At 51.1% G+C, this 26,870-nt stretch carries 25 protein-coding genes and 1 tRNA gene; 11 read left to right on the top strand and 15 right to left on the bottom strand.

The genetic code is table 11. The features are described from left to right. Positions 1-49 precede the first annotated feature (49 nt). The 5 genes from D4L85_RS12160 to D4L85_RS12140 are packed head-to-tail and all read left to right on the top strand — an operon-like array spanning position 50 to position 3,054. Positions 50-847 (top strand): MOSC domain-containing protein, encoded by a 798-nt coding sequence (locus D4L85_RS12160; protein WP_119754555.1) that lies wholly within the window; start codon positions 50-52, stop codon positions 845-847. A gap of 52 nt (positions 848-899) precedes the next feature. Further along, positions 900-1,436 carry a CopD family protein gene (locus tag D4L85_RS12155; protein WP_119754554.1) on the top strand — a complete coding sequence of 179 codons (537 nt, stop codon included), beginning with the start codon at positions 900-902 and terminating at the stop codon, positions 1,434-1,436. Beyond that, on the top strand, positions 1,429-2,079 hold the full coding sequence (locus tag D4L85_RS12150; RefSeq protein ID WP_119754553.1) for an SCO family protein: 651 nt from the start codon (positions 1,429-1,431) through the stop codon (positions 2,077-2,079). Before D4L85_RS12155 ends, D4L85_RS12150 begins: the two co-directional genes overlap by 8 nt. Continuing rightward, positions 2,066-2,572 carry a c-type cytochrome gene (locus tag D4L85_RS12145; protein ID WP_119754552.1) on the top strand — a complete coding sequence of 169 codons (507 nt, stop codon included), beginning with the start codon at positions 2,066-2,068 and terminating at the stop codon, positions 2,570-2,572. Before D4L85_RS12150 ends, D4L85_RS12145 begins: the two co-directional genes overlap by 14 nt. Further along, complete coding sequence (locus tag D4L85_RS12140; protein ID WP_119754551.1) at positions 2,569-3,054, top strand: DinB family protein; 486 nt, start codon at positions 2,569-2,571, stop codon at positions 3,052-3,054. The genes D4L85_RS12145 and D4L85_RS12140 overlap by 4 nt, the downstream gene beginning before the upstream one ends. Here the strand turns inward: D4L85_RS12140 and D4L85_RS12135 are convergent. After that, positions 3,051-3,485 carry a DUF2141 domain-containing protein gene (locus D4L85_RS12135; protein WP_119754550.1) on the bottom strand — a complete coding sequence of 145 codons (435 nt, stop codon included), beginning with the start codon at positions 3,483-3,485 and terminating at the stop codon, positions 3,051-3,053. The two genes, D4L85_RS12140 and D4L85_RS12135, sit on opposite strands and share 4 nt — an antisense overlap. Before the next feature lie 322 nt (positions 3,486-3,807). Here D4L85_RS12135 and D4L85_RS12125 point away from each other — a divergent pair, with 322 nt between their 5' ends. From D4L85_RS12125 to D4L85_RS12100, 6 genes are all read left to right on the top strand, one after another. Next, positions 3,808-4,287 (top strand): (2Fe-2S)-binding protein, encoded by a 480-nt coding sequence (locus D4L85_RS12125; RefSeq protein WP_119758755.1) that lies wholly within the window; start codon positions 3,808-3,810, stop codon positions 4,285-4,287. A 12-nt stretch (positions 4,288-4,299) separates the two neighbouring features. After that, complete coding sequence (locus D4L85_RS12120; RefSeq protein ID WP_119754548.1) at positions 4,300-6,459, top strand: molybdopterin cofactor-binding domain-containing protein; 2,160 nt, start codon at positions 4,300-4,302, stop codon at positions 6,457-6,459. A 73-nt stretch (positions 6,460-6,532) separates the two neighbouring features. Then, positions 6,533-6,964 (top strand): c-type cytochrome, encoded by a 432-nt coding sequence (locus tag D4L85_RS12115; protein ID WP_119754547.1) that lies wholly within the window; start codon positions 6,533-6,535, stop codon positions 6,962-6,964. A 71-nt stretch (positions 6,965-7,035) separates the two neighbouring features. Next, the gene (locus tag D4L85_RS12110) at positions 7,036-8,232 is read left to right on the top strand and encodes an XdhC family protein (RefSeq protein WP_119754546.1); all 1,197 of its coding nucleotides are present in this window, start codon (positions 7,036-7,038) and stop codon (positions 8,230-8,232) included. 480 nt (positions 8,233-8,712) lie between these two features. Next, entirely contained in the window at positions 8,713-10,830 is a 2,118-nt protein-coding gene (locus D4L85_RS12105; protein ID WP_119754545.1) for an outer membrane protein assembly factor BamB family protein, read from the top strand. Positions 10,831-10,864: 34 nt separating this feature from the next. Next, positions 10,865-11,479 carry a nucleotidyltransferase family protein gene (locus D4L85_RS12100; RefSeq protein WP_119754544.1) on the top strand — a complete coding sequence of 205 codons (615 nt, stop codon included), beginning with the start codon at positions 10,865-10,867 and terminating at the stop codon, positions 11,477-11,479. A gap of 52 nt (positions 11,480-11,531) precedes the next feature. Here D4L85_RS12100 and rpsJ read toward each other — a convergent pair whose 3' ends face one another. From rpsJ to D4L85_RS12030, 14 genes are all read right to left on the bottom strand, one after another. Further along, complete coding sequence (gene rpsJ / locus D4L85_RS12095) at positions 11,532-11,837, bottom strand: 30S ribosomal protein S10 (protein ID WP_025538266.1); 306 nt, start codon at positions 11,835-11,837, stop codon at positions 11,532-11,534. A 42-nt stretch (positions 11,838-11,879) separates the two neighbouring features. Continuing rightward, on the bottom strand, positions 11,880-13,997 hold the full coding sequence (fusA, locus tag D4L85_RS12090) for an elongation factor G (RefSeq protein WP_073133787.1): 2,118 nt from the start codon (positions 13,995-13,997) through the stop codon (positions 11,880-11,882). Between the two features lie 13 nt (positions 13,998-14,010). Beyond that, positions 14,011-14,478 (bottom strand): 30S ribosomal protein S7, encoded by a 468-nt coding sequence (gene rpsG, locus D4L85_RS12085; protein ID WP_119754543.1) that lies wholly within the window; start codon positions 14,476-14,478, stop codon positions 14,011-14,013. A gap of 12 nt (positions 14,479-14,490) precedes the next feature. Next, on the bottom strand, positions 14,491-14,910 hold the full coding sequence (gene rpsL / locus D4L85_RS12080; RefSeq protein ID WP_073133791.1) for a 30S ribosomal protein S12: 420 nt from the start codon (positions 14,908-14,910) through the stop codon (positions 14,491-14,493). Between the two features lie 144 nt (positions 14,911-15,054). Then, the gene (locus tag D4L85_RS12075; protein WP_119754542.1) at positions 15,055-15,381 is read right to left on the bottom strand and encodes a DUF3467 domain-containing protein; all 327 of its coding nucleotides are present in this window, start codon (positions 15,379-15,381) and stop codon (positions 15,055-15,057) included. Positions 15,382-15,448: 67 nt separating this feature from the next. After that, on the bottom strand, positions 15,449-19,765 hold the full coding sequence (rpoC, locus tag D4L85_RS12070) for a DNA-directed RNA polymerase subunit beta' (RefSeq protein ID WP_119754541.1): 4,317 nt from the start codon (positions 19,763-19,765) through the stop codon (positions 15,449-15,451). 87 nt (positions 19,766-19,852) lie between these two features. After that, positions 19,853-23,725 (bottom strand): DNA-directed RNA polymerase subunit beta, encoded by a 3,873-nt coding sequence (rpoB, locus tag D4L85_RS12065; protein WP_073133796.1) that lies wholly within the window; start codon positions 23,723-23,725, stop codon positions 19,853-19,855. 172 nt (positions 23,726-23,897) lie between these two features. Beyond that, positions 23,898-24,275, bottom strand: coding sequence for a 50S ribosomal protein L7/L12 (gene rplL / locus D4L85_RS12060; RefSeq protein ID WP_119754540.1), 378 nt, complete (start codon positions 24,273-24,275; stop codon positions 23,898-23,900). Between the two features lie 36 nt (positions 24,276-24,311). After that, positions 24,312-24,845, bottom strand: coding sequence for a 50S ribosomal protein L10 (gene rplJ / locus D4L85_RS12055; RefSeq protein ID WP_119754539.1), 534 nt, complete (start codon positions 24,843-24,845; stop codon positions 24,312-24,314). 4 nt (positions 24,846-24,849) lie between these two features. Continuing rightward, positions 24,850-25,554 (bottom strand): 50S ribosomal protein L1, encoded by a 705-nt coding sequence (gene rplA / locus D4L85_RS12050; protein ID WP_119754538.1) that lies wholly within the window; start codon positions 25,552-25,554, stop codon positions 24,850-24,852. An 8-nt stretch (positions 25,555-25,562) separates the two neighbouring features. After that, positions 25,563-26,006 (bottom strand): 50S ribosomal protein L11, encoded by a 444-nt coding sequence (rplK, locus tag D4L85_RS12045; protein WP_073133804.1) that lies wholly within the window; start codon positions 26,004-26,006, stop codon positions 25,563-25,565. 6 nt (positions 26,007-26,012) lie between these two features. Next, the gene (nusG, locus tag D4L85_RS12040; protein WP_073135097.1) at positions 26,013-26,570 is read right to left on the bottom strand and encodes a transcription termination/antitermination protein NusG; all 558 of its coding nucleotides are present in this window, start codon (positions 26,568-26,570) and stop codon (positions 26,013-26,015) included. Between the two features lie 11 nt (positions 26,571-26,581). Further along, on the bottom strand, positions 26,582-26,773 hold the full coding sequence (secE, locus tag D4L85_RS12035; protein WP_119754537.1) for a preprotein translocase subunit SecE: 192 nt from the start codon (positions 26,771-26,773) through the stop codon (positions 26,582-26,584). A 23-nt stretch (positions 26,774-26,796) separates the two neighbouring features. Next, positions 26,797-26,869: transfer RNA gene (locus D4L85_RS12030), tRNA-Trp, on the bottom strand. Between the last annotated feature and the right edge of the window lies 1 nt (position 26,870).

Genomic DNA, 26,870 nt, shown 5'->3' with positions numbered 1-26,870 from the left:
ATTCACCGATAAGTTATTTAAGTTAGCACAAAAATAAACGGAAAAGTTCATGAGCCGTCTGACGCTGAGCGAAATCTGGATCTACCCCATCAAATCACTGGGAGGCATCTCGTTGACACAGGCACGCGTCATGAAAAAGGGTCTGCAATACGACCGTCGCTGGATGCTTGTGGACGACGCGGGTGTATTTCTCACACAACGCGTGCATCCCATTATGGCCCTCTTCAAGACATCGATCGACGACACGAATCTCACCGTGCGGTTTCAGGAACACACGCTACAACTAAGCTTAGCACCCACCTACGATCCCAATCCCCTCACGGTGACGATTTGGGATGACACGGTCACCGCCCATGAGGTGAACCCGGAAATCAGCACCTGGTTTTCCCGTCACGTGGGCATGTCGTGTAGGCTGGTGTATTTCCCGGAGGAGAATGCCCGGCAGGTAGACCTCAAGTATAGCCCAGCGGGCAACCACGTGAGCCTGGCCGACGCCTATCCCCTGCTCATCATTGGCCAAAGCTCACTGGACGACCTAAACCAGCGCATGCAGGCGCCCCTGCCCATGAACCGGTTCCGTCCCAACCTGGTATTTACGGGGGGCGAACCCTACGAGGAAGACACCTGGCGCGACTTTGCTGTGGGCACCACCCGGTTTGTTGGCGTAAAGCCCTGTGCCCGTTGTGCGCTGCCGACCATCAACCAAGACACGGCCGAAAAAGGTCAGGAGCCCACGCGCACGCTGGCCACCTACCGGCGGAGCGAGAACAAGATCCTGTTTGGCCAAAACGTGCTTACCGTAGAACCCGCCATCGTCACCGTTGGTGAGGCCATTACCCTCCAATAAAAAAAAACGGCAAACTGTTGATCGCCGTGCGCCTACTGGTGATTTTTGTCCAATGACATTCCTGTATCTCAAAGCCGTTCACATCATCTTTATTGTCACGTGGTTTGCCGGATTGTTTTATATGCCCCGGCTGTTTGTTTACATCATCGAAAGCCACAGCAAACCCGAACCGGAGCGCACCATTCTTTTGAAGCAATTGAACATGATGGCCTCACGCCTTTGGTTTGCCATTACGTGGCCTTCGGCGATCGTTACCCTGATCATGGGAACATTGTTGCTGATCAATCAACCTTCGTTTTTGCAGCAAGGGTTTATGCACGTAAAGCTCACGCTGGTTGTTTTGCTCTACGGCTATCATTTTTCACTGCATTATTTGTTTAAGCAATTGCAGCGGGGCGTTGTAAAATACACCTCGCAACAGCTGCGTTTTTGGAATGAGGTATCCACCCTGTTTCTCATCAGCATCGTTTTTATCATCGTGTTGAAAAGCGCGCTGAGTATGGTGTGGGGATTGGTTGGACTATTGGCGGTGATTATCGCCATTACGCTGGGGATTCGACTTTATAAAAAATATAGAAAAAATGAATAACAGGACTTTCTCATCGACGTGGCTGGCGGCAGGTTTTGCCCTGCTGACAGGCTGCGTGTTGTTGGCTTCGTGTGCAAAAAAAGAAGAACCACCGCTGCCCATTTTTGGAGAACGTGAAGTGGAGGGCAAGGATACCGTCTATCACACCATCGCCGATTTTAAATTTGTGGACCAGGACAGCGCCACCATCACCAACGACACCTTCAAGGACAAGATCTATGTAGCCGATTTCTTCTTTACCTCTTGCCGCACCATCTGCCCCATCATGAAAACACAAATGCTGCGCGTGTACGACTCCATTCAACATGATCCGCAGGTAAGACTACTTTCTCACACCATCGATCCGAAATACGACACCGTTGGATTGCTGCATGACTACGCTGACCGCCTCGGTGTGAAAAGCGACATCTGGCACTTCGTTACCGGTAAACAAGAAGACATTTACAAGATTGCTCAAACCGGCTACTTTGCCACCGCCATGGAAGACAAAGGCGAAGTGGATGGCTTCATCCACAGTGGCGCATTCCTGCTGATCGACAAAGAACGCCGCATCCGCGGAAAGTACGACGGAACAAAAGAAGACGATGTAAACCGCTTGATGGGAGACATCGCGCGCCTGGAAAAGGAATATGAGAAAAAATAAACTCGAAGAACAAAGCAGAGATGCAAAGCGCCCTGCGTCAATTTTGCGTCTCTGCTTCTTTGCGGCCCAAACAGCACTTTTCCTATCCTGCACGCCCTCAAAAACCGACACGTCAAAAGCCCTCCCCGAAGGCTCCCCAAAATTCCAACAATACTACGTTCACGGAGAGGAGCTATACTTGCGGTACTGCAGCAACTGCCATCAAAAAAATGGAACCGGACTCGCCCGCCTCTATCCCCCGGTGGCTACGTCGGATTACGTAGACAAAAACAAAGACGCCGTGATCTGCCTGATCCGCAATGGAAAAAGCGGCCCCGTCACCGTGAACGGCGTAAGCTTTAATAAAGTGATGCAACCCATCCCAGCCCTCACCGACATCGAGATCGCCGAGATCGCCACGTATCTTTATAACACCTGGAATCGCAACGAAGGCATCGTAGAAGTACAACACGTTTCGAAAGTCTTAACTTCGTGCGACACCATCCCCCAATGAGCATCACCGACACCCTCCGCCACCAATATGCGCTTGCCCTCAGCGCACGAGCCGCGTTGTTCACCTACTGTGAGGATTTATCGACCGAAGATTTTGTTCAGCAGATTCCCAGCTTTGGTCATGGAAGCATCCGCCATTTGCTGGTGCATGTCGCCAATGTCTATCAGTATTGGATCGGCCACAATGCCCTTCAGCAAAAGCAGCCTTTTTTTAAAGCAGACGACGTGGTCACGATGCTGGACATTCCGCCGCTCTATCGGCAAGTTGACAAAATGATGGAGGTGTTCTTCACCCAGTTTGACGGGCGTTGGAACGATGTATTGACCATCCCTATCCAAAGCCGCCAAAAAGAGATTGTTTCCACCGCTCTGGCCATCTTCACGCACGTGGCCACCCATGAATTTCATCACAAAGGGCAGGTGCTTTCCATGAGTCGTCACCTGGGCTACACGCCGGTGGATACGGATTTGATCCGCTTCTAATAATACTTCATTTCAAGGGTACAGGTGAGGTCCTGGCCGTTCAGGTTGATCTTGGCCTTGTCGAACGCCGGCGGTCCGAATGAGCCCACGGCATTGTTGCCAAAAGCCACGCCCTCTTTGGGAATGCCCAGGCTGGTATAGTCCAGTTTGCCGTTCTTGTTAGCGTCGTGTACCACGCTGATAGCATAGTCGCCGGGCACCACGTTTGAGAACACCACGGTGACGGAGCCTTCCGTGGCGGAAACGATCTTGCCGTCGATGGGGGTTTTGAGAAAGGTCTCTTCGTTGTTGAACAGCCCCACGCGAATCTCGCCCTTGGCGTTTTTGATATTTTTCACCACCACCTGCAGGTTTGAGCCTTGTGCCAAAGTGTTGTGACCGGCAATCGCCAGGGCGGCCATCAGCAGGATGGAATACAATGTGTTCTTCATGCGTTTCTAATTTTCTCCTAAACTGTCTACTTTCCGGAAGCCGGTCAATGACTTGTACCGAAGTGTCGTTTCCGGATGCTCACCTGGGGAGAAACTTCCCTGGGCGGAACCGGAAATTCTTTTGCAATTACTGTGCTAATCCGTATTCGTCCATCCAAAACCTTGTTTTTTATCAGGTTGTTTTTGCCATCCGGGGGACGCAAGAAACCTCTGATGTTCAAAATCCCTCATCTGGCGGAATTTCAAGCCGCGACAAACGCCATACGGGTGCGCACTTTTGCCATGATCTTTGTAACTTACCTCTCTCCAACCCAACATGATTATGGCATCCTACACCTTGAAAATCAACAGTAAGACCTACACCGTAGAGGCTGATCCGAAGATGCCCCTGCTGTGGGCCATACGTGACCTTGTAGGGCTTACCGGCACCAAGTACGGCTGTGGCATCGCGCAATGCGGCGCTTGCACTGTGCACATGGGCGGCCAGCCTGTGCGCTCCTGTTCCATCCCCGTGTCCGTCGCGGCCGGTAAAGATCTCACCACGATCGAGGGACTCTCCACAGACAACTCCCACCCGGTGCAACAAGCCTGGATAAAAGAGCAGGTGCCCCAATGCGGCTATTGCCAGTCGGGTCAGATCATGGCGGCCACGGCCCTGCTGAAAAAGAGCCCTAACCCCACCGATAAGGATATCGACACGGCCATGCAAGGCCACATCTGCCGGTGCGGCACGTATCCGCGCATTCGCAAGGCCATCAAAACGGCCTCCCAGATCATGAACCAAAAAGCCTCTGCGAAATAAATCCACCCTACCATGGAAACAAAAAATCTAACCCGCAGAAATTTCATCAAGCTCTCCAGCCTTACCGGCGCAGCGCTGACGATCGGCTTTTACTTCCCGACCGGCGCGAAAGCTGCCGAGATCATGAAGACCGAAACCGCCGACAATCTCGGCATCGACCTCAACGCCTGGATCTCGATCGACACCAACGGCAAGGTGACCATCACCAACCACCGCGCAGAAATGGGACAAGGTTCGTTCCAGTCGGTGCCACAGATCATTGCCGAAGAACTGGAAGTGGATCTCAACGACGTGAAGATCATCTTTGCCCAGGGGAATAACGCCAAGTACGGCAGCCAGATCACCGGTGGAAGCTCCACGGTGCGCGGCACCTACAAGAAACTCTTACACCTGAGCGCCACCGCGCGCGAAATGCTGATCGAGGCCGCCGCTAAAAAGTGGAGCGTGCCCGCGTCGGAATGCTATGCTGAAAACGGTCACGTCATTCACAAACCTTCCGGAAAGAAATTCCACTATGGCGAACTGGTGGCCGATGCCTCCAAGCTTACGCCACCCACGTCGGTGCATTTGAAAGATCCGAAAGATTATAAGGTCCTTCGCAAACCCATTCCACGCCAGGACACACCGCTCAAAGTCAACGGTACGGCTACCTTCGGTATGGATAAAAAACTTCCCGGCATGCTCTATGCCGTGGTGGAACGCAACCCGCGCTTCCAGGGAAAGGTAAAAAGCTTTGACGACACCGAGACCAAGAAAGTCCCCGGCGTGAAGCACGTGATCCCGGTAAAGATGAGCGTCTTCAACACCTTCCGCGAAGGCGTGGCCGTGGTGGCAGACTCCATTTGGTCGGCCATGCAAGGACGAAAAGTATTGAAGGTGGAGTGGGACGACTCGGGTTTTGAACACTTCAGCACCGAACAACTCTACACCCGCATGAACGACGACCTGAAAACAAAAGACGGATTGTCGTTCCGCACCAAGGGCAACTTTGCCGCGGCATTAGAGAAAGCTGATAAGAAAATCGAAGCCACGTACGAAACTCCCTACGAATCACACAGCTGCATGGAGCCTGTGAATTGCACAGCCCACTACCAAGGCGACAAGCTGGAAATTTGGGGACCCATTCAAGGCCCGGATTGGGTACAGGATCTTTTGAGTCCCTTGATGGATCTGCCAAAAGAAAAGATCACCGTAAATATGACATTCCTCGGTGGTGGTTTTGGAAGAAAGGCATTTATGGATTACCCGCACGAAGCAGCCATCATCTCGAAAGCAGTGAACTCCCCCGTGCAGGTGGTGTGGACGCGCGAGGATGATACTACACAAGGACCGTTCCGTCCAGGTATGGTGTACCAATGCAGCGGCGGTCTTAAAGACGGACGCATTTCGGCCTACAAGGCCAAGCTTGCCGGCCAGAACATGGACCATCAGTGGCCCGGCGCACAAAAGGATTCTTATAACGGCAGCACCACGGAAGGATTTTTGGAACCTTACTTTGAAAGCATTCCGCACTACAGCTTCTCAGACTTGCCGTTGGATGTGCCCATCCCCGTGATGTGGTGGCGCTCGGTATATGCTTCGACAAATGGATTTGCCTTTGAAAGTTTTATGGACGAGCTGGCCGTTCAAGCCGGAAAAGATCCGCTTGATTTCCGGCGTCAACATTTGGGTGAAGAGCGCTATCAAACGCTCATCAACCGGCTGGAGGAAGTATCGGGTTGGAAAAACCGGAAGAAGAACGAAGGCTATGGCGTGTCCATCACCGAATGTTTTTCGAGCATCGTAGGCGAAGTAGTGAAAGTCTCCAAGAAAGCCGACGGCAAAGTGAAAGTAGACAAAGTGTGGGCCGTGATGGATTGTGGATGGTACGTGAACCCCGACATCATCCGCGCACAAGTAGAAGGCAGCATCGTGATGGCGTTGGGCGCCGCAACCGTTCATGCCACACACTTCAATGATGGCAAGGCCGTAGAGCAGAATTTCAACACCTACAAAATGCCGCGCATCACCGAGACCCCGGAAATTGAAGTGCACGTGGTCGACAACGAAGAAAAAGCAGGGGGCGTTGGCGAGCCCGGATTGCCGCCACTGTCCGCCGCACTGACCAATGCCATATTTGATTTGACCGGCAAACGCATTCGAAAGTTGCCGTTCAACTTGGAAGAAGTATAATTGTAAACCCATAACGGCCCACGTAAAGTGTGGCCGTTATTTTGATAGAAGATCCACAAAAACTTTTAGATTGATGAAGAACGTCGTTTTAGTTGCCTTGTTTGGCCTGATCATCGCTTCCTTTTTCTCTTTCCGGGCGAAACCTTTGTTTGATTTGAAGGCCAGCATCGCCCGTGGCAAGGAAATTTATACCGCCCAGTGCATGAACTGTCACATGGAGCAAGGTGAAGGCATGGAGGGTGTTTATCCTCCTTTGGCCAAATCGAATTTTCTGGCCAACCGCGACCGGTTGATCAAGATTGTTTTGAAAGGGATGCGTGGACCCATCAAGGTGAACGGTACTGACTATGACAGTGAAATGGTGGGATTTGAGTTGACGGATGAGCAGGCTTCGGATGTGATCAACTACGTGCGCAATTCTTGGGGGAATAAGCATCCGGCGGTTCAGCCTAGTGAGATCGCGGCCGGGTTGGGGACGAAGTCTGCGGAGTATACGCCCTACTGAGCGTGGCTGGAAGCGACTCTTGTTGGTGAAGAACACCAACAATGGCGGCGCACAAAATATTATAACATGAAATGAAAGAGTTTAAGGCCATATTGGATGCGTGTAAGAAGGTGGACTTCGCCGAGCGGAGGGCTGCGTTGGCTACCGTGGTGAAGGTGCGGGGTTCGTCGTATCGGAGCCCAGGGGCTCGCATGCTTATTACGGATGATGGCCGTTGGGTTGGGTCGATCAGTGGCGGGTGTTTGGAGGGGGATGCGCTACGCAAGGCGCGGCAGGTGATGACGGATCGAATTCCACTGACGGTGACTTACGATACCAGCGAGGAAAGCAATCAAAACCTCGGGATTGGTTTGGGATGCAATGGCATTATCGATGTATTGATCGAACCGGTCGATCCGACGGACGAGAAAAATCCGGTTGGGTTTTATGAGCAGATTGCGGCTTTGCAGGTACCCGTAGCGTTGGCTACCATTTTTGCAGCAGAGGACGCTGGTCTGGTAGGAAAAAAACTTCTGCTTTCGGAGGATGGCCATAAGCCCCATAATTTTTTCGATGGTACGCTCGAGGCCATCGTCACACCGCATCTTGAAAAACTTTTTGAATCAAAAAAATCGCAGGCGATCACTTTTGATGTGAAAGGAAAGGCCGTGGAAGTATTCACGGAGCTCATTCAGCCTTCTACATCGCTCATTCTCTTTGGTGGTGGCTTCGATGCACGCCCCGTGACCCAACTGGCCAAGTCGCTGGGCTGGGAGGTGACCGTAACGGACGAGTGTGTTGCGCATATCGCGCCGCTGTTCTTTCCAAATGCCGATAAACTATCACTCTGTCAACGTGATTTTGTCGACCGTGATTTTGTGATCACGCCTTATACGGCCTGTGTGCTCATGTCGCATAACTACACTTACGATCGCGATGTGCTCCGGAAATTGCTGCGCACGGAAACGCCTTACATCGGCATCCTGGGTCCGCGAAAGCGCTTTGATAAAATGTTAGTGGAATTCGAAAAAGAAGGATTGACCTTGACGCCGGAAGACTTTCACCGCATCCATTCTCCGATAGGCCTCGACATCGGCGCAGAAGCTCCGGATGAGATTGCTGTTTCTATTATTGCGGAAATTCAAGGCAAGTTCACCAATCGTTCTGGTGGGTTCCTGAAATATCGTCAAGGCCCCATCCATCACCGCGATGCGACCAGCGACCAGGTCTTCAAACAAGTCTATCTCAACAGCCCGGACGGCACCAAAAAGACAGCTACCCACAAGTAGTCGTTTTCGCAGACGTACGCGCAGCCGCCACACAACCCATCTTCAGACTGATCCTCCAGCCAGGCTTTTGATTCCTTTCGCAGAAGTCCTATCTTCCCCAACAACCATTGTCTTATAACCCGGGAAGAAATGTGCTTACAGCCGTCGGCAAGAAACTAAAAGGAGAAGAGCGCCAGATGTTCGGAAAGCCGTGCTCCAAAATAATGGAAAGGCATTCGCCTGCTTCTTTCCGGATGAAATGGTTTTCAAACTTACCGGCGACGAACACGAGGAGGCTATGGCCTTGAAAGACGCACAACTTTGCGAAGGCAGCTCAAAATATGTAAAAAGCAAGTGAGGAAATTCGCTCTGCGGGCTCTTATTAAAGCGTCGGGGCATAAGAATTTTCTTAACCGCGCAACGGGTCCAGGGCACGCTGAGTGATTCCGTTTTCGGATAGAACTTTCCATATTTACTATACAACCAGACCAACCCAACCGTATGAAATACATCCTGTCTTTAACGCTACTCGTTTTCCTGGCGAGCTGCTCCACGAAAAAGGAAGAAACGGCAACCTCCGCCTACGCGTCCTGGCGCATCAAAGGCGGCACGGCGGATGGCATCCAGTATTCCTCGCTGCAAACCATCAACAAAGAAAATGTATCCAACCTGCGGGTGGCCTGGACGTATCGCACCGGCGATGCCGACACGGTGAACAACCGGACCCAGCTCCAATGCAATCCAATCATCGTGGATGGCGTGCTGTATGCCACCTCGGCCCAATTGAAAGCCTTTGCCGTTGATGCCGCCACGGGCAAAGAATTGTGGCGATTCGATCCGGGCGAACCCAATGCAGGCCTCGGCGTGAATCGGGGCGTTACCTATTGGGCAGAAGGCGAAGACAAACGCATTCTCTATTCCTTTGGTGAAAATCTATATGCTATCGACGCAAAGACGGGAAAGAAAATTGAAACCTTCGGCACGTCGGGAAAAGTTAGTTTGAAAGAAGGGCTCGGCGAACGGGCGGCCACGTTGATGGTGCTCTCCAATACCCCGGGCGTGATCTATAAAAATTTGATCATCATGGGCTCACGCGTTCACGAGGGCCCCATCGCCGCACCCGGCTATCTCCGCGCCTTTGATGTGAAAACCGGAAAGCTGGCGTGGGTCTTTCACACGATCCCTCAACCCGGAGAAGCGGGCTATGAAACGTGGCCCAAGGATGCCTACAAAACCATCGGCGGCGTGAATGCCTGGTGTGGCATGACCGTGGATCATCAACGCGGCCTGGTCTATGCCGCCACCGGTTCACCCTCTTTTGATTTCTATGGAGGAAATCGCAAAGGACAAAACCTCTACGCCAACTGTGTGCTGGCTCTGAACGCAGAAACCGGAGAACGCAAATGGCATTATCAGGTGATCCATCACGACATGTGGGATCGCGATCTGCCGGCACCCCCCATGCTGGTCACTGTTACTCACGACGGTCAAAAGAAAGATGCTGTGGCCCAGCTCACAAAGAGTGGCTTTGTCTATGTATTGGACCGCGACAGCGGTGAGCCTTTGTTCCCGGTAGTGGAGACACCCTTCCCTCCCTCCGATCTCGAAGGCGAAGAAGCCTGGCCCACCCAACCCATTCCTACGAAGCCTGCCCCCTTTGCCCGCCAGGCTTTCACGGAAGACATGATCAACAAGATGACGCCGGAAATTGAAAACTGGGTGAAGGGAAAATTCAAAGGCCTTCGCACCGGGAAAAATTTCATTCCCCCCAGCAAGGAGGGCACCATCATCTTCCCCGGCTTTGACGGTGGCGCCGAATGGGGTGGTGGTTCATTCGACCCAGAAACCGGTTTGCTCTATGTAAACGCAAACGAAATGCCCTGGATCCTTCAAATGGTGGATGTGCGCATGAAAGAAAACGCATGGATCGGCATCTCGCTCTATCGCACACATTGTGCGACCTGTCACGGCATCGAGCGCGCCGGCGACGGGCACGTATTTCCATCCCTGCTAAAAGCCAATGAGAAGTTTAACAAAGAATCCCTCAAGCAATTTATCCTGAAAGGAAAAGGCGTCATGCCCGCCTTTACACACCTCACAGAGAAAGAACGCGACGCCATCGCCCGCTATGTTCTAAACCTGGAGGAACGCACGGAAGATGAAAAGAAAGGCATCTTCGAACGCCACCCCGACATTCTCTATTCCAACACGGGCTACAACCGTTTCATCACACCCGAAGGCTACCCGGCAGTGCAGCCTCCCTGGGGCACGCTCAGCGCCATCGACCTGAACGCCGGTGAAATGAAATGGCAGGTTCCCCTCGGAGAATTTAAGGAGTTGAAAGAGAAAGGCGTCCCTCCTACTGGAACAGAAAATTACGGAGGAACAGCAACGACTGCTGGCGGTCTTGTCTTTGTCGGCGCCAGCCGCGATGAAATGTTCCGCGCCTTCGATAAAGCTACCGGCAAAATTCTTTGGGAATACAAATTGCCCTCGGGCGGATATGCAACGCCATCGGTATACGAAGTCGATGGAAAACAATATGTAGTGATCGCTTGTGGTGGTGGAAAGATGGGTACAAAATCAGGCGATAGTTTTGTAGCGTTCGCGCTTCCTTAAGTCTTAAGAAGTTATACCAAAAAAAAATACTACCATGACCAAGAAGGAGAACCCAGCGGCTGACAACCCTCATGTTGCCATCGTTATATTGGCCGCGGGTTCTTCTTCGCGCATGGGTCAATCCAAGCAGCTGCTCCGGGTGCATGACACCACGGTGCTTCGCCACGCCATTACGGTTGCCTTAGATGCCGGGCCAGCCGTGGTCGCGGTGGTGTTGGGTGCGCACGCGAAACAACATCGCGAAAGTATTCAGTCTCTGCCTGCGAGCGTTGTCGTGAACGAGCAATGGGAGACGGGTATGGGAAGTTCGTTAAAAGCAGGGCTTCGGCACGTGGAAGCCCACCACCCGAACATCACCGCAGTGCTCTTCATGGTTTGCGACCAACCGGCACTGACCACACAGCATCTGTTAAACCTCATTGGAAAAACCGAAAAACCTATTGTCGCCTCTCATTACGCCGGATCGCCTGGCGTGCCGGCATTATTTAAAAAATCGCTCTTTCCTTCCCTCCATGCTCTTGGAGATGATCAAGGTGCAAAAAAAATGTTTCAGCTTTTCCCAGAACAGGTATCCACCGTGGATTTCCCCAAAGGAGAATTGGACCTCGACACGATGGATGATTATCAAAACTACCTCGACCAAAAATAAAAAAGCCATCCCTTCAAAAGGAATGGCTTTCAACCCACACAGTGGGGTATAACTATACTTTGATCTCTACATCAACACCGCTGGGAAGCTCGAGCTTCATCAGGGCATCAACAGTCTTGGCACTGTTGGAATAGATATCAACCAGACGCTTATACGTGCAGAGTTGGAATTGCTCACGCGCCTTTTTGTTTACGTGGGGCGAGCGAAGCACCGTGAACTTCTCTTTTTCAGTGGGCAACGGAATGGGTCCACTCACTACAGCACCTGTAGCTTTTACAGCCCTAACGATCTTCTCTGAAGATTTGTCGACCAGGTTGTGGTCGTAGGACTTCAATTTTATTCTGATTTTCTGGTTCATACTATAGTGGTTAAGGAAATCGTCTAAATCCTTTACGTTAAATTATTTTGCTAAGGCTGCGCCTTTTACATCTTCAATTACTTTCTCGGCCAAGTTCTTGGGAACAGGCGCATAGTGAGAGAACGTCAAAGAAGCTGAAGCACGTCCTGAAGTAATGGTTCTCAAGTCCGTTACATAACCGAACAGTTCGGCCAGCGGCACATCGGCCTTGATCACCTGGGCACCCGAGCGGGTATCCATGCCCTTCATAACGCCTCTTCTGCGGTTCAAGTCACCGGTTACAGAACCTGTGAACTCGTCCGGCGAGAGCACTTCCACACTCATGATCGGTTCCAGCAATTGGGGAGCGCATTTCTTAGCGGCTTCTTTGAAGCCAATGCGTGCCGCCAATTCGAACGACAAAGAGTCGGAGTCAACGTCATGGTAAGAGCCATGGAACAATCTTACTTTCATGTTGTCGATCTGGTAGCCGGCCAGAGGACCGTTCACCATCGACTGCTCGAAGCCTTTCTGGATGGCGGGGATGAATTCGCGAGGAATAACACCACCTACGATGTCGTTCACAAACTCCAGTCCTTCCTTGTCGCCTTCCTGCAGTTCGCCGCGGGGTCCGAGTTCGAAAAGAATATCGGCAAATTTACCACGACCACCGGTCTGCTTCTTGTATACTTCTTTATGTTCAACCGACTTGGTAAGCGCTTCTTTGTAGGCCACCTGGGGAGCACCCTGGTTGATCTCTACTTTGAATTCGCGTTTCAGACGGTCGATGATAATTTCCAAGTGCAACTCGCCCATACCTCTCAGGATGGTCTGACCCGTTTCCTGATCTGTATTTACGCGCAACGTAGGATCTTCTTCTACCAGCTTGGCAATGGCCATACCCAGTTTGTCCACGTCGGCTTGTTTCTTCGGCTCGATAGCGTAACCGATCACAGGCTCAGGGAACACCATGGATTCCATCACCACCTTGTTCTTTTCATCGCAAAGCGTATCGCCAGTCTTGATGTCTTTGAAACCTACCACGGCACCGATGTCACCGGCAGACAGTCTTTCGATCTGGTTCTGCTTGTTGGCGTGCATCTGGAATACGCGGGAGATGCGTTCCTTTGCTTCGGAGCGGGTGTTGTAGATATAGGAACCGGATTCCAATACGCCGGAGTATGCGCGGATAAAGCACAGACGGCCTACGAACGGATCGGTTGCAATTTTAAATGCCAGGGCAACGAAAGGTCCTTTTTCGTCGGGCTTGATAGCCACTTCTTCGTTGGTATCGGGGTTGATACCTACGATCGTGTCTTTGTCCATCGGTGAAGGAAGGAGTTCCATCACATAGTCCAACATGGTTTGTACGCCTTTGTTCTTGAACGAAGAACCGCACACCATGGGAACGATGGCCATATCGATGGTTGCTTTACGCAACGCAGTCAAAATTTCTGTTTCAGTGATGGAGTTGGGATCCTCGAAGAATTTCTCCATGAGGCTCTCATCGTATTCGGCTACGGACTCCAGCAATTTCTCGCGGTATTCGGCAGCTTCTTCCACCATGTCGTCGGGAATGGGAACAACCTTGTAGGTCATGCCCTTGTCTTCTTCATTCCAGATGATACCACGGTTGTTGACCAGGTCAACTACGCCGCGGAAGTTTTCTTCCGAACCGATGGGCAACTGGAGGGCTACAGCCTTGCTGCCGAGCTTCTCTTTCACTTGCTTGCAAACGCCGAGGAAGTCGGAACCTGCACGGTCCATTTTGTTTACGAAACCGATGCGGGCCACTTTGTAGTTGTCGGCCAGGCGCCAGTTGGTTTCGGATTGAGGCTCAACACCGTCAACGGCGCTGAACAAGAACACGAGACCATCCAGTACGCGGAGGGAGCGGTTCACTTCTACCGTAAAGTCAACGTGCCCGGGGGTATCGATGATGTTTACGTGGTAGTCGTTGCTTCTGTATTTCCAATATACGGTTGTGGCTGCAGAAGTGATGGTGATACCTCTTTCTTGCTCTTGCGCCATCCAGTCCATCGTGGCGGCACCATCGTGCACCTCACCGATCTTGTGGTTCACCCCGGAATAGTACAGGATACGCTCAGTGGTGGTGGTTTTACCAGCATCAATGTGCGCAGCGATACCAATGTTTCTGGTGAATCTTAAATCCCTAGCCATGTATATCTGTTAATTAAAATCTGAAATGTGAAAAAGCCTTGTTGGCTTCCGCCATGCGATGGGTATCGTCTTTCTTTTTGATGGCAGCGCCTTCACCTTTAGAAGCTGCGATGATCTCGGCAGCCAGCTTGTCCATCATGGTCTTTTCGCCGCGCAGACGGGCGTAGTCGATAAGCCATTTGATGCTGAGGTTTACTTTGCGCTCGGGTCTGATTTCTACCGGCACCTGGAAAGTAGCACCCCCTACACGGCGGCTCTTTACTTCAACGGCGGGAGTCAGGTTGCTCATGGCGCGCTTCCACACTTCGAGACCACTTTCGTTGGTCTTCTTTTCTACTTGCTCAACGGCGTCGTAGAAAATGGTGTAGGCCACGCTTTTCTTGCCCTGTTCCATCAGGTAGTTCACAAACTTGGTCACCAGCGTATCCTGGAATTTAGGATCGGGCAACAGGTATCTTTTCTTAGGTTTTGACTTTCTCATCGCTTCTAAAGATTATTTTTTCTTAGCGCCGCCCTTTGCAGGGGCTGCAGCTGCTGCTCCCGGTTTAGGTCTCTTGGCACCGTATTTCGAGCGGCTTTGTTTACGGCCGTTCACGCCCGCCGTATCGAGGGCACCACGGATGATGTGGTAGCGAACGCCGGGAAGGTCTTTCACCCGACCGCCGCGGATCAGCACGATGGAGTGTTCCTGCAGGTTATGGCCTTCACCAGGGATATACGCGTTCACCTCTTTTCCATTGGTGAGGCGTACGCGGGCTACTTTGCGCATAGCAGAGTTAGGTTTTTTAGGCGTTGTTGTGTACACACGTGTACAAACGCCCCTGCGCTGAGGGCAGGAATCCAGGGCAGGTGACTTTGACTTGAACGTCAATTTCTTTCTTCCCTTTCTTACAAGTTGCTGAATGGTAGGCATTTATATTTTACTTTATAAACCTCTCAAAAATTAGGACTGCAAAGGTATCATAAGAAACAAAGGATACAAAACCTTTTTCCAAGAATTTTGCAGCCTCCCCGCTTTAAAAACCCTGATTTTAAGCCTTTTGGCGTTATTTTTCTGTTATGCCTCCCCGACGGTACCCCCAAAATTCATGGGAAACTTCGGCATATCGTCGGTTCGCTTGATGGGGCCAAAGCTGGCCTCGTACTTCTCAATATTGTCTTTCAAGGCGAAAAGGAAGCGTTTGGCGTGTTCCGGAGTGATGACAATGCGCGATTTTACCTTCGCTTTGGCCACTCCCGGCATCAACCGGATAAAATCGATCACAAATTCGCTGTTGGAATGGGCGATCATGGCCAAATTGGAATAAACGCCCTCGGCGATTTCCTCTGTCAGCTCGATGTTGATCTGGGCCTGTTGCTGCTGTTTGTTCTTGTCGTCGGACATAATAAAGAGGGATAAAAAAAGGGTTGATGCTTTTTACGGCATCAACCCGATTTATGGTATGTCTACATTAATCCTGTAGTTCTTTCTCGCGGTCGCGGCTCTTTTCGCGCGATGCGGAGGCCTGCATGGCATCATACTCGTCCTTGTGGGTCACGATGATGTCATTGTACTTGCGCTGACCGGTACCGGCAGGGATGAGGTGACCTACGATCACGTTCTCCTTCAAGCCCATCAACCAGTCGGTTTTTCCGCGGATGGCGGCTTCGCTGAGTACCTTCGTCGTTTCCTGGAAGGATGCGGCCGACAGCCAGCTTTCCGTCTTCAACGAGGCCTGGGTGATACCTTGCAGCGTAGGTCTGGAAACGGCAGGCATCGCGTCGCGAACCTCAACCAATTTCTGATCCTTTCTGCGGAGCACGGAATTCTCGTCTCTGAATTCGCGGGCCGTGATGATCTGGCCTGCTTTCAGGTTCGGGGAATCGCCTGCGTCGATCACCACTTTCTTATCCAACACCGTGTCGTTGTCTTCACGGAATTGCAGCTTGTCTACGTATTCGTTTGTGAGGAAGCTGGTGTCTCCCGGATCGATGATCTCCACTTTCTGCATCATCTGGCTTACGATGGCCTCGATGTGCTTGTCGTTGATCTTCACACCTTGCAGACGGTATACTTCCTGGATCTCGTTCACCAGGTACTCTTGCACCGCCGTAGGGCCTTTGATAGAAAGGATATCGGAGGGTGTGATGGAACCGTCGGACAACGGTTGACCCGCTTTCACAAAGTCGTTGTCCTGTACCAGGATGTGCTTGGACAGCGGCACCAGGTAGCGTTTCTGAACACCGTCGCGCGATTCGATGAAGATCTCGCGGTTACCGCGTTTGATACCACCATAGGTCACTACGCCGTCGATCTCGCTCACTACAGCCGGGTTAGAAGGGTTACGCGCTTCGAACAATTCCGTTACGCGGGGCAGACCCCCTGTGATATCCCTTGATTTACCCATCGTACGAGGGATCTTGGCCAATACCTGACCAGCTTTGATCTTCTCGCCAGCATCCACCGCTAAGTGGGCGCCTACGGGAATGTTATAGCCTTTGGTGTCGGTTTTACCTTTCACCACGATCGCCGGGTTCTTGGTCTTATCACGCGTATCGGTAATAACCTTTTCGCGGTGACCGGTTTGCTCATCGGATTCCTCCTTGTAGGTGATACCCTCGATGATCGACTCGTACTCAATAGTACCGTCGAACTCGGAAAGGATCACGGCGTTGTAAGGATCCCAGAAGCAGAACTCGTCGCCTTTCTCTACCTTCTGGCCGTCTTCCACTTTCAGGAAGGCACCGTAAGGAACGTGGTTGGTGATGAGCACTCTGTTCTTTTCTTTATCCAGGATGCGGATCTCACCGGTACGACCCATCACAACCTTCACAGGTTTGTCATCACGGTCGGTGGTTTCGATCACGCGGATACCTTCGAATTCAAGCACGCCAGCGAATTTCGCTTTGATGTTAGCTTCAACCGCGATGTTCGATGCAGTACCCCCTACGTGGAACGTACGGAGGGTAAGCTGTGTACCGGGCTCACCGATGGATTGGGCTGCAATAACCCCCACCGCTTCGCCGGACTGCACCATTTTGCCAGTAGCCAGGTTACGGCCATAGCATTTCGCGCATCCGCCAATTCTCGACTCACATGTGAGCAAAGAACGGATCTCCACTTCTTCGATACCGGCGTCTTCGATAACTTTTGCCAGTTCGTCGGTGATCTCTTGGTTAGCATCACAGATCATTTCATCGGACAGCGGATCGTAGATGGAGTGTACCGTGGTACGTCCTACGATTCTTTCCGACAAAGGCTCTACGATATCTTCGTTGTCTTTCAGTGCTGTTACTTTCAAACCGCGCAGTGTGCCGCAATCTTCTTCGGTGATCACAAGATCCTGGGCTACGTCGACCAAACGACGGGTCAGGTATCCGGCATCGGCCGTTTTCAAAGCGGTATCGGCAAGACCTTTACGCGCACCGTGGGTGGAGATGAAGTACTCCAACACGTCCAGTCCTTCTTTGAAGTTGGAAAGGATCGGGTTTTCGATGATCGATCCCACAGAGCCGGCGAGGTTTTTCTGAGGCTTGGCCATCAGACCGCGCATACCGCCCAACTGACGGATCTGTTCGCGCGAACCGCGGGCACCGGAGTGCATCATCATGTAGATGGAGTTGAACCCTTGCTGGTCTTCTTCCAACTGCTTCATCAGCGTGTTGGTGAGCAACGTGTTGGTACGGGTCCAGATGTCGATCACCTGGTTGTAACGCTCGTTGTCCGTGATAAGACCCATCATGTAGTTGTTCCACACGCTGTCTACTTCTTCCTGTGCGTTGGCTACCAGTTTGGGTTTTTCGTCCGGAACTTTCACGTCGTTCAAGCCCATGGAAAGACCGCCTTTGTAGGCCATCTGGAAACCGAGTTCTTTAATATCATCGAGGAACTTCGCGGCTTTGGATTGACCTGCAGCCTTGAATACATCGGCGATGATGGTTTGAAGTTTCTTCTTCGTGAGCAGTTCGTCTACGAAGCCTACTTCTTCCGGCACGTACTGGTTGAAGATCACGCGACCTGCAACGGTCTCGATCATCTTCGTACTCAGCTCGCCGGTTTTCTTATCTCTTACTTTCGCGCGCACTTTCACGTTGGCGTGCTTGGACAGCTTGCCTTCGTTGAATGCCACGATGATTTCTTCTGCGGAATAGTAGGACTTGCCTTCGCCTTTGATCAGGTTGTCGGGCGTGCTCTTTCTGCCTTTGGTGAGGTAGTAGAGACCCAACACCATGTCTTGGGAAGGTACGGTGATCGGGGCGCCGTTCGCAGGGTTCAAGATGTTGTGCGAAGAAAGCATCAGCATAGACGCTTCCAGGATCGCTTCTTGTCCCAGGGGAACGTGAACAGCCATCTGGTCACCGTCGAAGTCGGCGTTGAAGGCCGTACACACGAGCGGGTGCAACTGGATAGCTTTTCCTTCGATCAGTTTCGGTTGGAAAGCCTGGATACCCAATCTGTGGAGCGTAGGAGCGCGGTTCAAAAGAACGGGGTGTCCTTTCAATACGTTTTCCAAAATATCCCAGATCACAGGATCCTTGCGGTCCACGATCTTCTTGGCCGACTTCACCGTCTTCACAATACCTCTTTCGATGAGCTTGCGGATGATGAACGGCTTGAACAATTCGGCCGCCATGTCTTTGGGCAGACCGCATTCGTGCAATTTCAATTCAGGACCTACCACGATAACCGAACGACCGGAGTAGTCGACACGCTTACCGAGCAAGTTTTGACGGAAGCGACCTTGTTTACCTTTGAGCATATCGCTCAACGATTTCAGGGCGCGGTTTCCATCGGAACGCACGGCGTTCACTTTACGGGAGTTGTCGAACAAAGAGTCTACGGCTTCCTGGAGCATGCGTTTCTCGTTGCGGAGAATTACTTCAGGAGCTTTGATATCGATGAGTCTCTTGAGACGGTTGTTGCGGATGATCACGCGACGATACAGATCGTTCAAATCCGACGTAGCGAAACGGCCGCCATCCAGGGGTACAAGGGGACGCAATTCCGGGGGAATTACGGGAACCATCTTGATCACCATCCATTCGGGTTTGTTCTCGATGCGTGTGCGGGCATCGCGGAAAGCTTCTACCACTTTCAGACGCTTCAACGCTTCTGCCTTACGTTGTTGTGACGTATCGGTAGCGGCCTGGTGACGCAGGTCATAAGAAAGTGTATCGAGTTGTGTTCTGCTCAACAACATTTCCAAAGCATCAGCACCCATTTTGGCGATGAATTTCTTCGGATCGTTGTCATCCAGCAATTGATTTTCGCGGGGAAGTTTGTCGATGATGTCGAGGTATTCTTCTTCCGTGAGGAAGTCGAGTCTCTTCACGCCATCTTCTTCTTTCATACCGGGTTGGATCACCACGTACCGTTCGTAGTAGATGATCTGATCCAGTTTCTTGGTGGCAAGACCCAGCAGGTAGCCGATCTTGTTGGGCAAGGAACGGAAATACCAGATGTGTGCTACAGGTACCACCAGCTCGATGTGGCCCATGCGCTCGCGACGAACCTTCTTCTCGGTTACTTCAACACCGCAGCGATCGCAGATGATACCCTTGTAACGAATTCTTTTATACTTACCGCAATGACATTCCCAATCCTTCACGGGACCGAAGATCCGCTCGCAGAACAGACCGCCCATTTCAGGCTTGTAGGTTCTGTAGTTGATGGTTTCGGGTTGCGTTACTTCACCATGCGAGCTTTCCAGAATCGATTCAGGAGAAGCCAAGCTGATGGTGATCTTTGAGAAGTCGCTGTTGATCTTTTTATTTTTTCTGAAAGACATAAGCTGTGGTTTTCAGTGAGGGCCGCTCCTTTTACAAAGCGGCCTTACATTTTATTTTTAACAGGACGGATGCGTTATCCTTCCGACTTAATCCATGGTGATCTCAAGCGCCAGACCTCTGAGCTCGTGCACCAACACGTTGAACGACTCAGGAATATTCGGTTTGCGCATGTTCTCGCCTTTCACAATCGCTTCGTATGCCTTGGCGCGACCAATCACGTCGTCGGACTTGATGGTAAGGATTTCCTGGAGGATGTGCGAAGCACCGAATGCCTCGATTGCCCAAACCTCCATTTCACCAAAGCGCTGACCACCGAATTGTGCCTTACCACCGAGCGGTTGCTGTGTGATGAGGGAATAGGGTCCGATGGAACGGGCGTGCATCTTATCGTCAACCAAGTGACCGAGCTTCAGCATGTAGGCCATACCTACCGTTACGGGTTGGTCGAATTTCTCGCCGGTGAGACCGTCGTACAAATACGTCCGTCCGTATTCCGGCAGGCCGGCTTCTTTCAATTCGGCTTGCACCTGATCCAGGGTTGCTCCGTCGAAGATCGGGGTTGCATATTTTTTGCCCAGCTTGTGGCCGGCCCATGCCAACACCGTTTCGTAGATCTGACCCAAGTTCATCCGTGAAGGTACACCCAGCGGGTTCAAGCAGATGTCTACCGGAGTTCCGTCCAACAGGAAAGGCATGTCTTCTTCGCGTACGATACGCGCTACAACACCCTTGTTACCGTGGCGACCGGCCATCTTATCCCCTACTTTAAGCTTGCGCTTTTTCGCTACATATACTTTTGCCAATTGCACGATGCCCGTAGGGAGTTCGTCGCCTACTTCCAGCGTGAAACGTTCGCGTTTGAATTCGCCGGCGTACGAGTTGCGCTTCAGCAAGTAGTTCTTCACCGTCTGAGCCACCAGGTCGTTGGTGTGCTCGTCGCTGGTCCAGTTCTCCAGGCTGATGTCAGCAATCAGGTTCACTTCTTCAGGAACGTTGTAATTGCTTTCGTCGCGGTAGATATTCTTATCAGGGAACAGGTTGTTGTCGATCACTTTCGCAGAGATCTTCACACCCTTGCTGATGAGTTCATCACCGAATTTATGCTTCACACCGTTGCTGGTCTTGCCGTTCAACAGGTGAGCAAGTTTCTTGATCATTTCCTCGCGGAGTTCGGCCAATTGCTTGCTGTACTTGTTCTTCAGCGCATCCAGTTCTTTCTTCGACTTGGTGCGAACATCCTTATCGCGTTTCGGACGCGAGAAGAGTTTCGTTTCAATCACCACGCCTTTCAATGACGGGGGTGCCTTGAGGGATGCATCTTTCACATCGCCGGCTTTGTCGCCGAAGATGGCGCGGAGCAGTTTCTCTTCCGGCGTAGGGTCGGTTTCACCTTTAGGGGTGATCTTACCGATGAGGATATCGCCTTCTCTTACTTCTGCGCCGATGCGGATGATACCGTTCTCGTCGAGGTGCTTCACGGCTTCTTCGCTCACGTTCGGGATTTCCGACGTAAGTTCTTCTTCACCGCGTTTGGTGTCGCGCACTTCGAGTTCAAATTCTTCGATGTGGATCGAAGTATAAACGTCGTCGCGCACCACACGCTCGGAGATTACGATCGCATCCTCGAAGTTGTAACCTTGCCAAGGCATGTAGGCCACGAGCAGGTTGCGTCCCAGGGCGAGCTCGCCATTCTGGGTTGCATAACCCTGGCACAGCGGCTGGCCTTTCTCTACCTTCTGGCCTTTTCTTACGAGCGGCGTCAGGTTGATACAGGTATCCTGGTTGGTTCTTCTGAACTTGATCAGGCTATAGGTCTTGAACTCATCGTCGAAGCTGGCGAGTTGTTGCTCTTCCGTTACTTCGTATTTGATGGTGATCTTCTTCGCATCTACAAACTCCACAACGCCAGGTCCTTCTGCAAGGATCAATGCGCGCGAGTCGAGGGCTACGCGGCCTTCCAAACCTGTACCTACGATAGGTGCTTCAGGTCTGATCAGCGGCACAGCCTGACGTTGCATGTTCGAACCCATCAGGGCACGGTTAGCATCGTCGTGCTCGAGGAAGGGGATCATCGAAGCGGCCACCGACACGATCTGGTTAGGAGCGATGTCCATGTAACGCAAGTCTTTCGGCTCGATCACAGGGAAGTCACCTTCAAAACGTGCCTTGATCTTTTCGTCAAGGAATTCGCCGGTAGGCTTGATGGGCACTTTTGCTTGCGCGATGTAGTGCGTATCTTCTTCTTCGGCCGTGAGGAAGATCACGGGCTCTTTTACTTTCACTTTGCCATTCTCCACCTTGCGGTAAGGCGTTTCGATAAAGCCCATCTTGTTCACTTTTGCGTGAACGCAGAGGGACGAGATCAAACCGATGTTCGGACCTTCCGGGGTTTCGATGGTACAGAGGCGTCCGTAGTGCGTGTAGTGTACGTCACGAACTTCGAAGCCTGCGCGTTCGCGGGAAAGACCACCGGGACCGAGTGCCGACATTCTACGCTTGTGCGTGATCTCGGCCAGCGGGTTGGTTTGGTCCATGAACTGCGACAGCTGGTTGGTTCCAAAGAACGAGTTGATCACCGACGACAACGTGCGCGCGTTGATCAAATCAACGGGCTTGAATTCTTCGTTGTCGCGAACGTTCATTCTTTCTTTGATGGTGCGGGCCATACGGGCCAGACCAACGCCAAACTGCGAATACAACTGCTCCCCTACGGTTCTCACGCGACGGTTGCTCAAGTGGTCGATGTCGTCCACTACAGCTTTCGAGTTGATGAGGCCGATAAGGTATTTTACGATCAGGATGATATCGTCTTTGGTCAATACGCGGTGATCGAAGCTGAGGTCGAGACCGAGCTTCTTGTTGATCCGGTAGCGTCCTACTTCACCCAAGTCATAGCGTTTCTCGCTGAAGAACAGGCTTTGGATGATATCGCGGGCCGTTTGTTCATCGGGAGCTTCGGTATTTCTCAACTGGCGGTATATGTACTCCACAGCTTCTTTTTCAGAGTTGGAAGTATCCTTGGCCAGCGTATTGAAAATGATGTGGTAGTCGGCGATGTTGATATCGTCGCGGTGCAGGATGATCGACTTCACGCCGCTGTCCAGGATCACATCCACATCTTCGGCCGACAGGGTGTGGTCGCGTTCCAGCAACACTTCGTTACGATCGATCGACACCACTTCACCGGTATCTTCATCCACAAAGTCTTCCGTCCAGGTCTTCAAAACGCGGGCAGCCAGTTTGCGGTCTACTACCTTCTTGAGGGTGTTTTTGGTCGCCTCCACTTCTTCAGACAGGCCGAAGAGGTCGAGGATATCTTTATCGGAACCATAACCAATGGCGCGGAGCAGTGTAGTTACGGGGAATTTCTTTTTACGGTCGATGTAGGCATACATCACGGCGTTCACGTCTGTCGCGAATTCGATCCACGATCCTTTGAAGGGGATGATCCGGGCAGAGTACAATTTCGTTCCGTTGGTGTGCTTGCTCATGGCAAAGAACACGCCGGGGGAACGGTGAAGCTGCGATACGATAACGCGTTCGGCACCATTGATCACAAAAGAGCCTTTCTCGGTCATATACGGGATATTGCCGAGGAACACTTCTTGTTCGATGGTTTCGAAATCTTCGTTGTCTTCGTCGTTACAGGTGAGACGAAGCTTTGCTTTCAGGGGTACGGAGAACGTCAAGCCTCTATCGATACACTCGTCCACATTGTATTTGGGAGGATCGATGGTATAGTCTACGAATTCGAGTACGAAGTTCTCGCGCGAGTCGCTAATGGGGAAGTTCTCAGCAAAAACCTTGTAAAGGCCTTCGTTCTGCCGTTTCTCGGCAGGCGTTTCAATCTGTAAGAAATCTTTGAAAGACTGGAGTTGAAGATCCAGAAAATCAGGATAGTCAAGGACTCTCTCGCTTGAAGAGAAATCGATCCTATCGTTTATAGTCTTCTTTGTCAAGGTGTTTAACGTTTAAGTTCTAAGATCCTGGACGGAGAACAATAGAAAAAAACAAGTCGTTCAGGCAGAGCGAGTTGTTCAGGTACAAATAGGAATAGACCCCGTCCTGATCCAGCGATCCGGAAACGGGGTCTAACCGAAGTTTGTTAGACGGTACCCTTCGTCAAGAAGATTACTTCAACTCTACTTCGGCACCAGCCTCAACGAGTTGCTTCTTAAGGTTTTCTGCTTCGTCCTTAGGCAAGCCTTCTTTGATAGTTTTGGGAGCGCCATCTACCATGTCTTTAGCTTCTTTCAAGCCAAGGCCGGTAAGTTCTTTCACCAATTTCACGATTTGCAGTTTGTTAGCACCAGCTGCCTTCAACACTACGTCGAAGTTAGTTTTCTCTTCAGCGGCGGGAGCACCTGGGCCTGAAGATGAAGGACCAGCTACAACAGCTGCAGCAGCAGGTTCAATGCCATAGGTTTCTTTCAGGTAAGAAGCGAGTTCGTTTACTTCTTTAACAGTGAGTTCAACAAGTTGATCTCCGAGTGCTTTAATGTCGGCCATTTTAGTAAAGTTTAATTAATTCGTTGTGTTCAATAATTATTTAGTTCCGCGTTCTTCCAGGGCTTTCACCAAGCCGGCCACGGTGTTCTTGCCGCTAAGCAGCGCAGAGACAACATTCTTGGCAGGCGATTGCAGCAAGGAAATAACTTCGCCGATGAGCTCGTTTTTGGACTTCAGCTCGGTCAGCGTTTTTAAGTTCTCGTCCCCGATAAACAGGGCGGACTCGATAGATGCACCTTTCAGTACGGGTTTGCCTTCAAGCTTCTTGCGAAACTCAGTGATCACCTTGGCGGGCGTGTTGCCGACTTCTTTGGAGAAGATAACTCCCGAGAAACCTTTCAACGTTGCAAACAAAGGAGAGTAGTCGACACCTTCTTGTCTTTCAAGGGCTTTCTGGATCAGCGTGTTTTTGTACACTCTGTATTCCACACCGCTCTTGAAGCACATTCTTCTAAAATTGTTTACCTGTTCTACGGTGAAGCCCGAAGCGTCGGTAATATAGAAGTGGGCGTTGTCGGCAAACTTTGCAGAAAGTTCGTCTATAATCTGTGCTTTTTCTTCTCTGGTCATGTTCTTATTGCTTAACGCCAGCTACGGAATTCGTGTCAACGGTAATACCCGGGCTCATCGTTGTCGACAAAGTGATGCTTTGGAAGTAAGCACCCTTTGCTGATGCGGGCTTCAGCTTGGCAATAACATTGATCATTTCTGCGACGTTGTCCCGGATCTTATCGGCCGAGAAGGAAGCTTTACCAACACTGCAGTGGATGATACCTTGTTTATCAATTTTGAAGTCGATTTTACCGGCTTTTACTTCTTTCACGGCTTTACCAACTTCGAGCGTAACAGTTCCTGATTTAGGATTGGGCATGAGGCCGCGGGGTCCGAGGATCTTACCCAGCTTACCTACTTTTGCCATTACCGTAGGGGTACAGATGATCACATCGATATCTGTCCAGCCGCCTTCGATCTTTTGGAGGAAGTCGTCCAGGCCTACGTGTTCGGCGCCAGCGTCTTTGGCTTCCTGAACTTTGTCAGGGGTGCAAAGAACCAACACGCGTACATCTTTACCGATTCCGTGGGGCAACGCTACCACACCTCTCACCATTTGGTCAGACTTTTTAGGGTCCACGCCCAGGCGGATGTCAACGTCAACGGAGGAATCGAACTTTGCAAAGGTGATTTCCTTCACAAGTTTTGAAGCATCTTCAAGGGAATACTCCTTCTCAGGATTGTATTTCGCAAGGACTGCTTTTCTGTTTTTAGAAATTTTCGCCATCGCTGTGATTATTTATCCCAAGGGGGAGTTCCTGATACTGTTATACCTAAGCTTCTTGCCGTTCCGGCCACCATTTTCATGGCAGACTCAACTTTGAATGCGTTGAGGTCGGGCATTTTTGTTTCGGCAATCGTCTTAACCTGATCCCAGGTGATCGAGCCCACCTTGGTGCGGTTCGGTTCTGCGGATCCTTTTTGTTTTTTTGCTGCATCCAAAATCAGGATTGCGGCGGGAGGAGTTTTGATTACAAAATCGAACGACTTGTCGTTGTAGATACTGATCAAAACGGGCAACACCTGTCCGGGTTTGTCCTGCGTACGGGCATTGAATTGCTTGCAAAAGTCCATGATGTTCAGACCTTTGGAACCCAATGCAGGACCAATCGGAGGTGCAGGGTTTGCCTGTCCGCCTTTTACCTGTAATTTCAGATAACCTATAATTTGTTTTGCCATGTTATCTTAATCTAGCTTTTCAACCTGCATATAACTTAACTCGACCGGTGTGTTCCGGCCGAAAATCTTCACCATCACGTTGAGTTTCTTTTTGTCTTCAAAAATTTCCTCTACCGTGCCGGTAAATCCACTGAAAGGTCCATCCATAACTTTTACGGACTCGCCCTTGATAAAAGGTGTTTCGAGTTTTTCCTCGAATTCGTCAATCTCATCAACTTTACCGAGAATCCTATTTACCTCTGATTGACGAAGAGGTACAGGATCCTTGGAAGCCCCGGTGCCGTTGTTACCGAGAAACCCAATCACGCCCGGAATGCTATTGACAGCGTGGTGAGCCTCCCCGTTCGAGAGATCTGCGGAAAGGAGAACGTAGCCCGGGAAGAAATTTCTTTCTCTCACCCGTTTCTTACCGTTTCTCATTTCGTATACTTTTTCAGAAGGGATCAGAACTTGCGGGATAAAATCCGTGAGTTTTGAGCGTTCAATCTCAGTCTCCAGGTAGGATTTAACCTTCTTTTCCTGGCCGCTGACGACCCTGAGCACATACCATTTCAGTTCGCCCATGACCTTCTGCATTAAAATTCTCTGTAAAACCACTTCAGACCTGATTTGAAAACCACGTCTACAGCGTATATGACTAAAGCGAAAATGGTGGAAGCTACCAACACCAGGATGGCGCTGCCTTGCAACTCACTGTACTTTGACCAAGTAACCTTGTTCTTGATCTCATCCCAGGACTCTGCGATATAGGTCTTTAACCTCTCCATTTGATTTTTTTAAACTTTTTTTGCACGGGTGGAGAGACTCGAACTCCCAGCCAATGGTTTTGGAGACCACTACTCTACCAATTGAGCTACACCCGTT

This window comes from Chryseolinea soli (assembly GCF_003589925.1).
In the GTDB taxonomy this organism is placed as follows: Bacteria; Bacteroidota; Bacteroidia; order Cytophagales; family Cyclobacteriaceae; genus Chryseolinea; species Chryseolinea soli.
The sequence above is the reverse complement of the archived record's forward strand: the minus strand, read 5'-3'. Positions and strand labels throughout refer to the sequence as shown.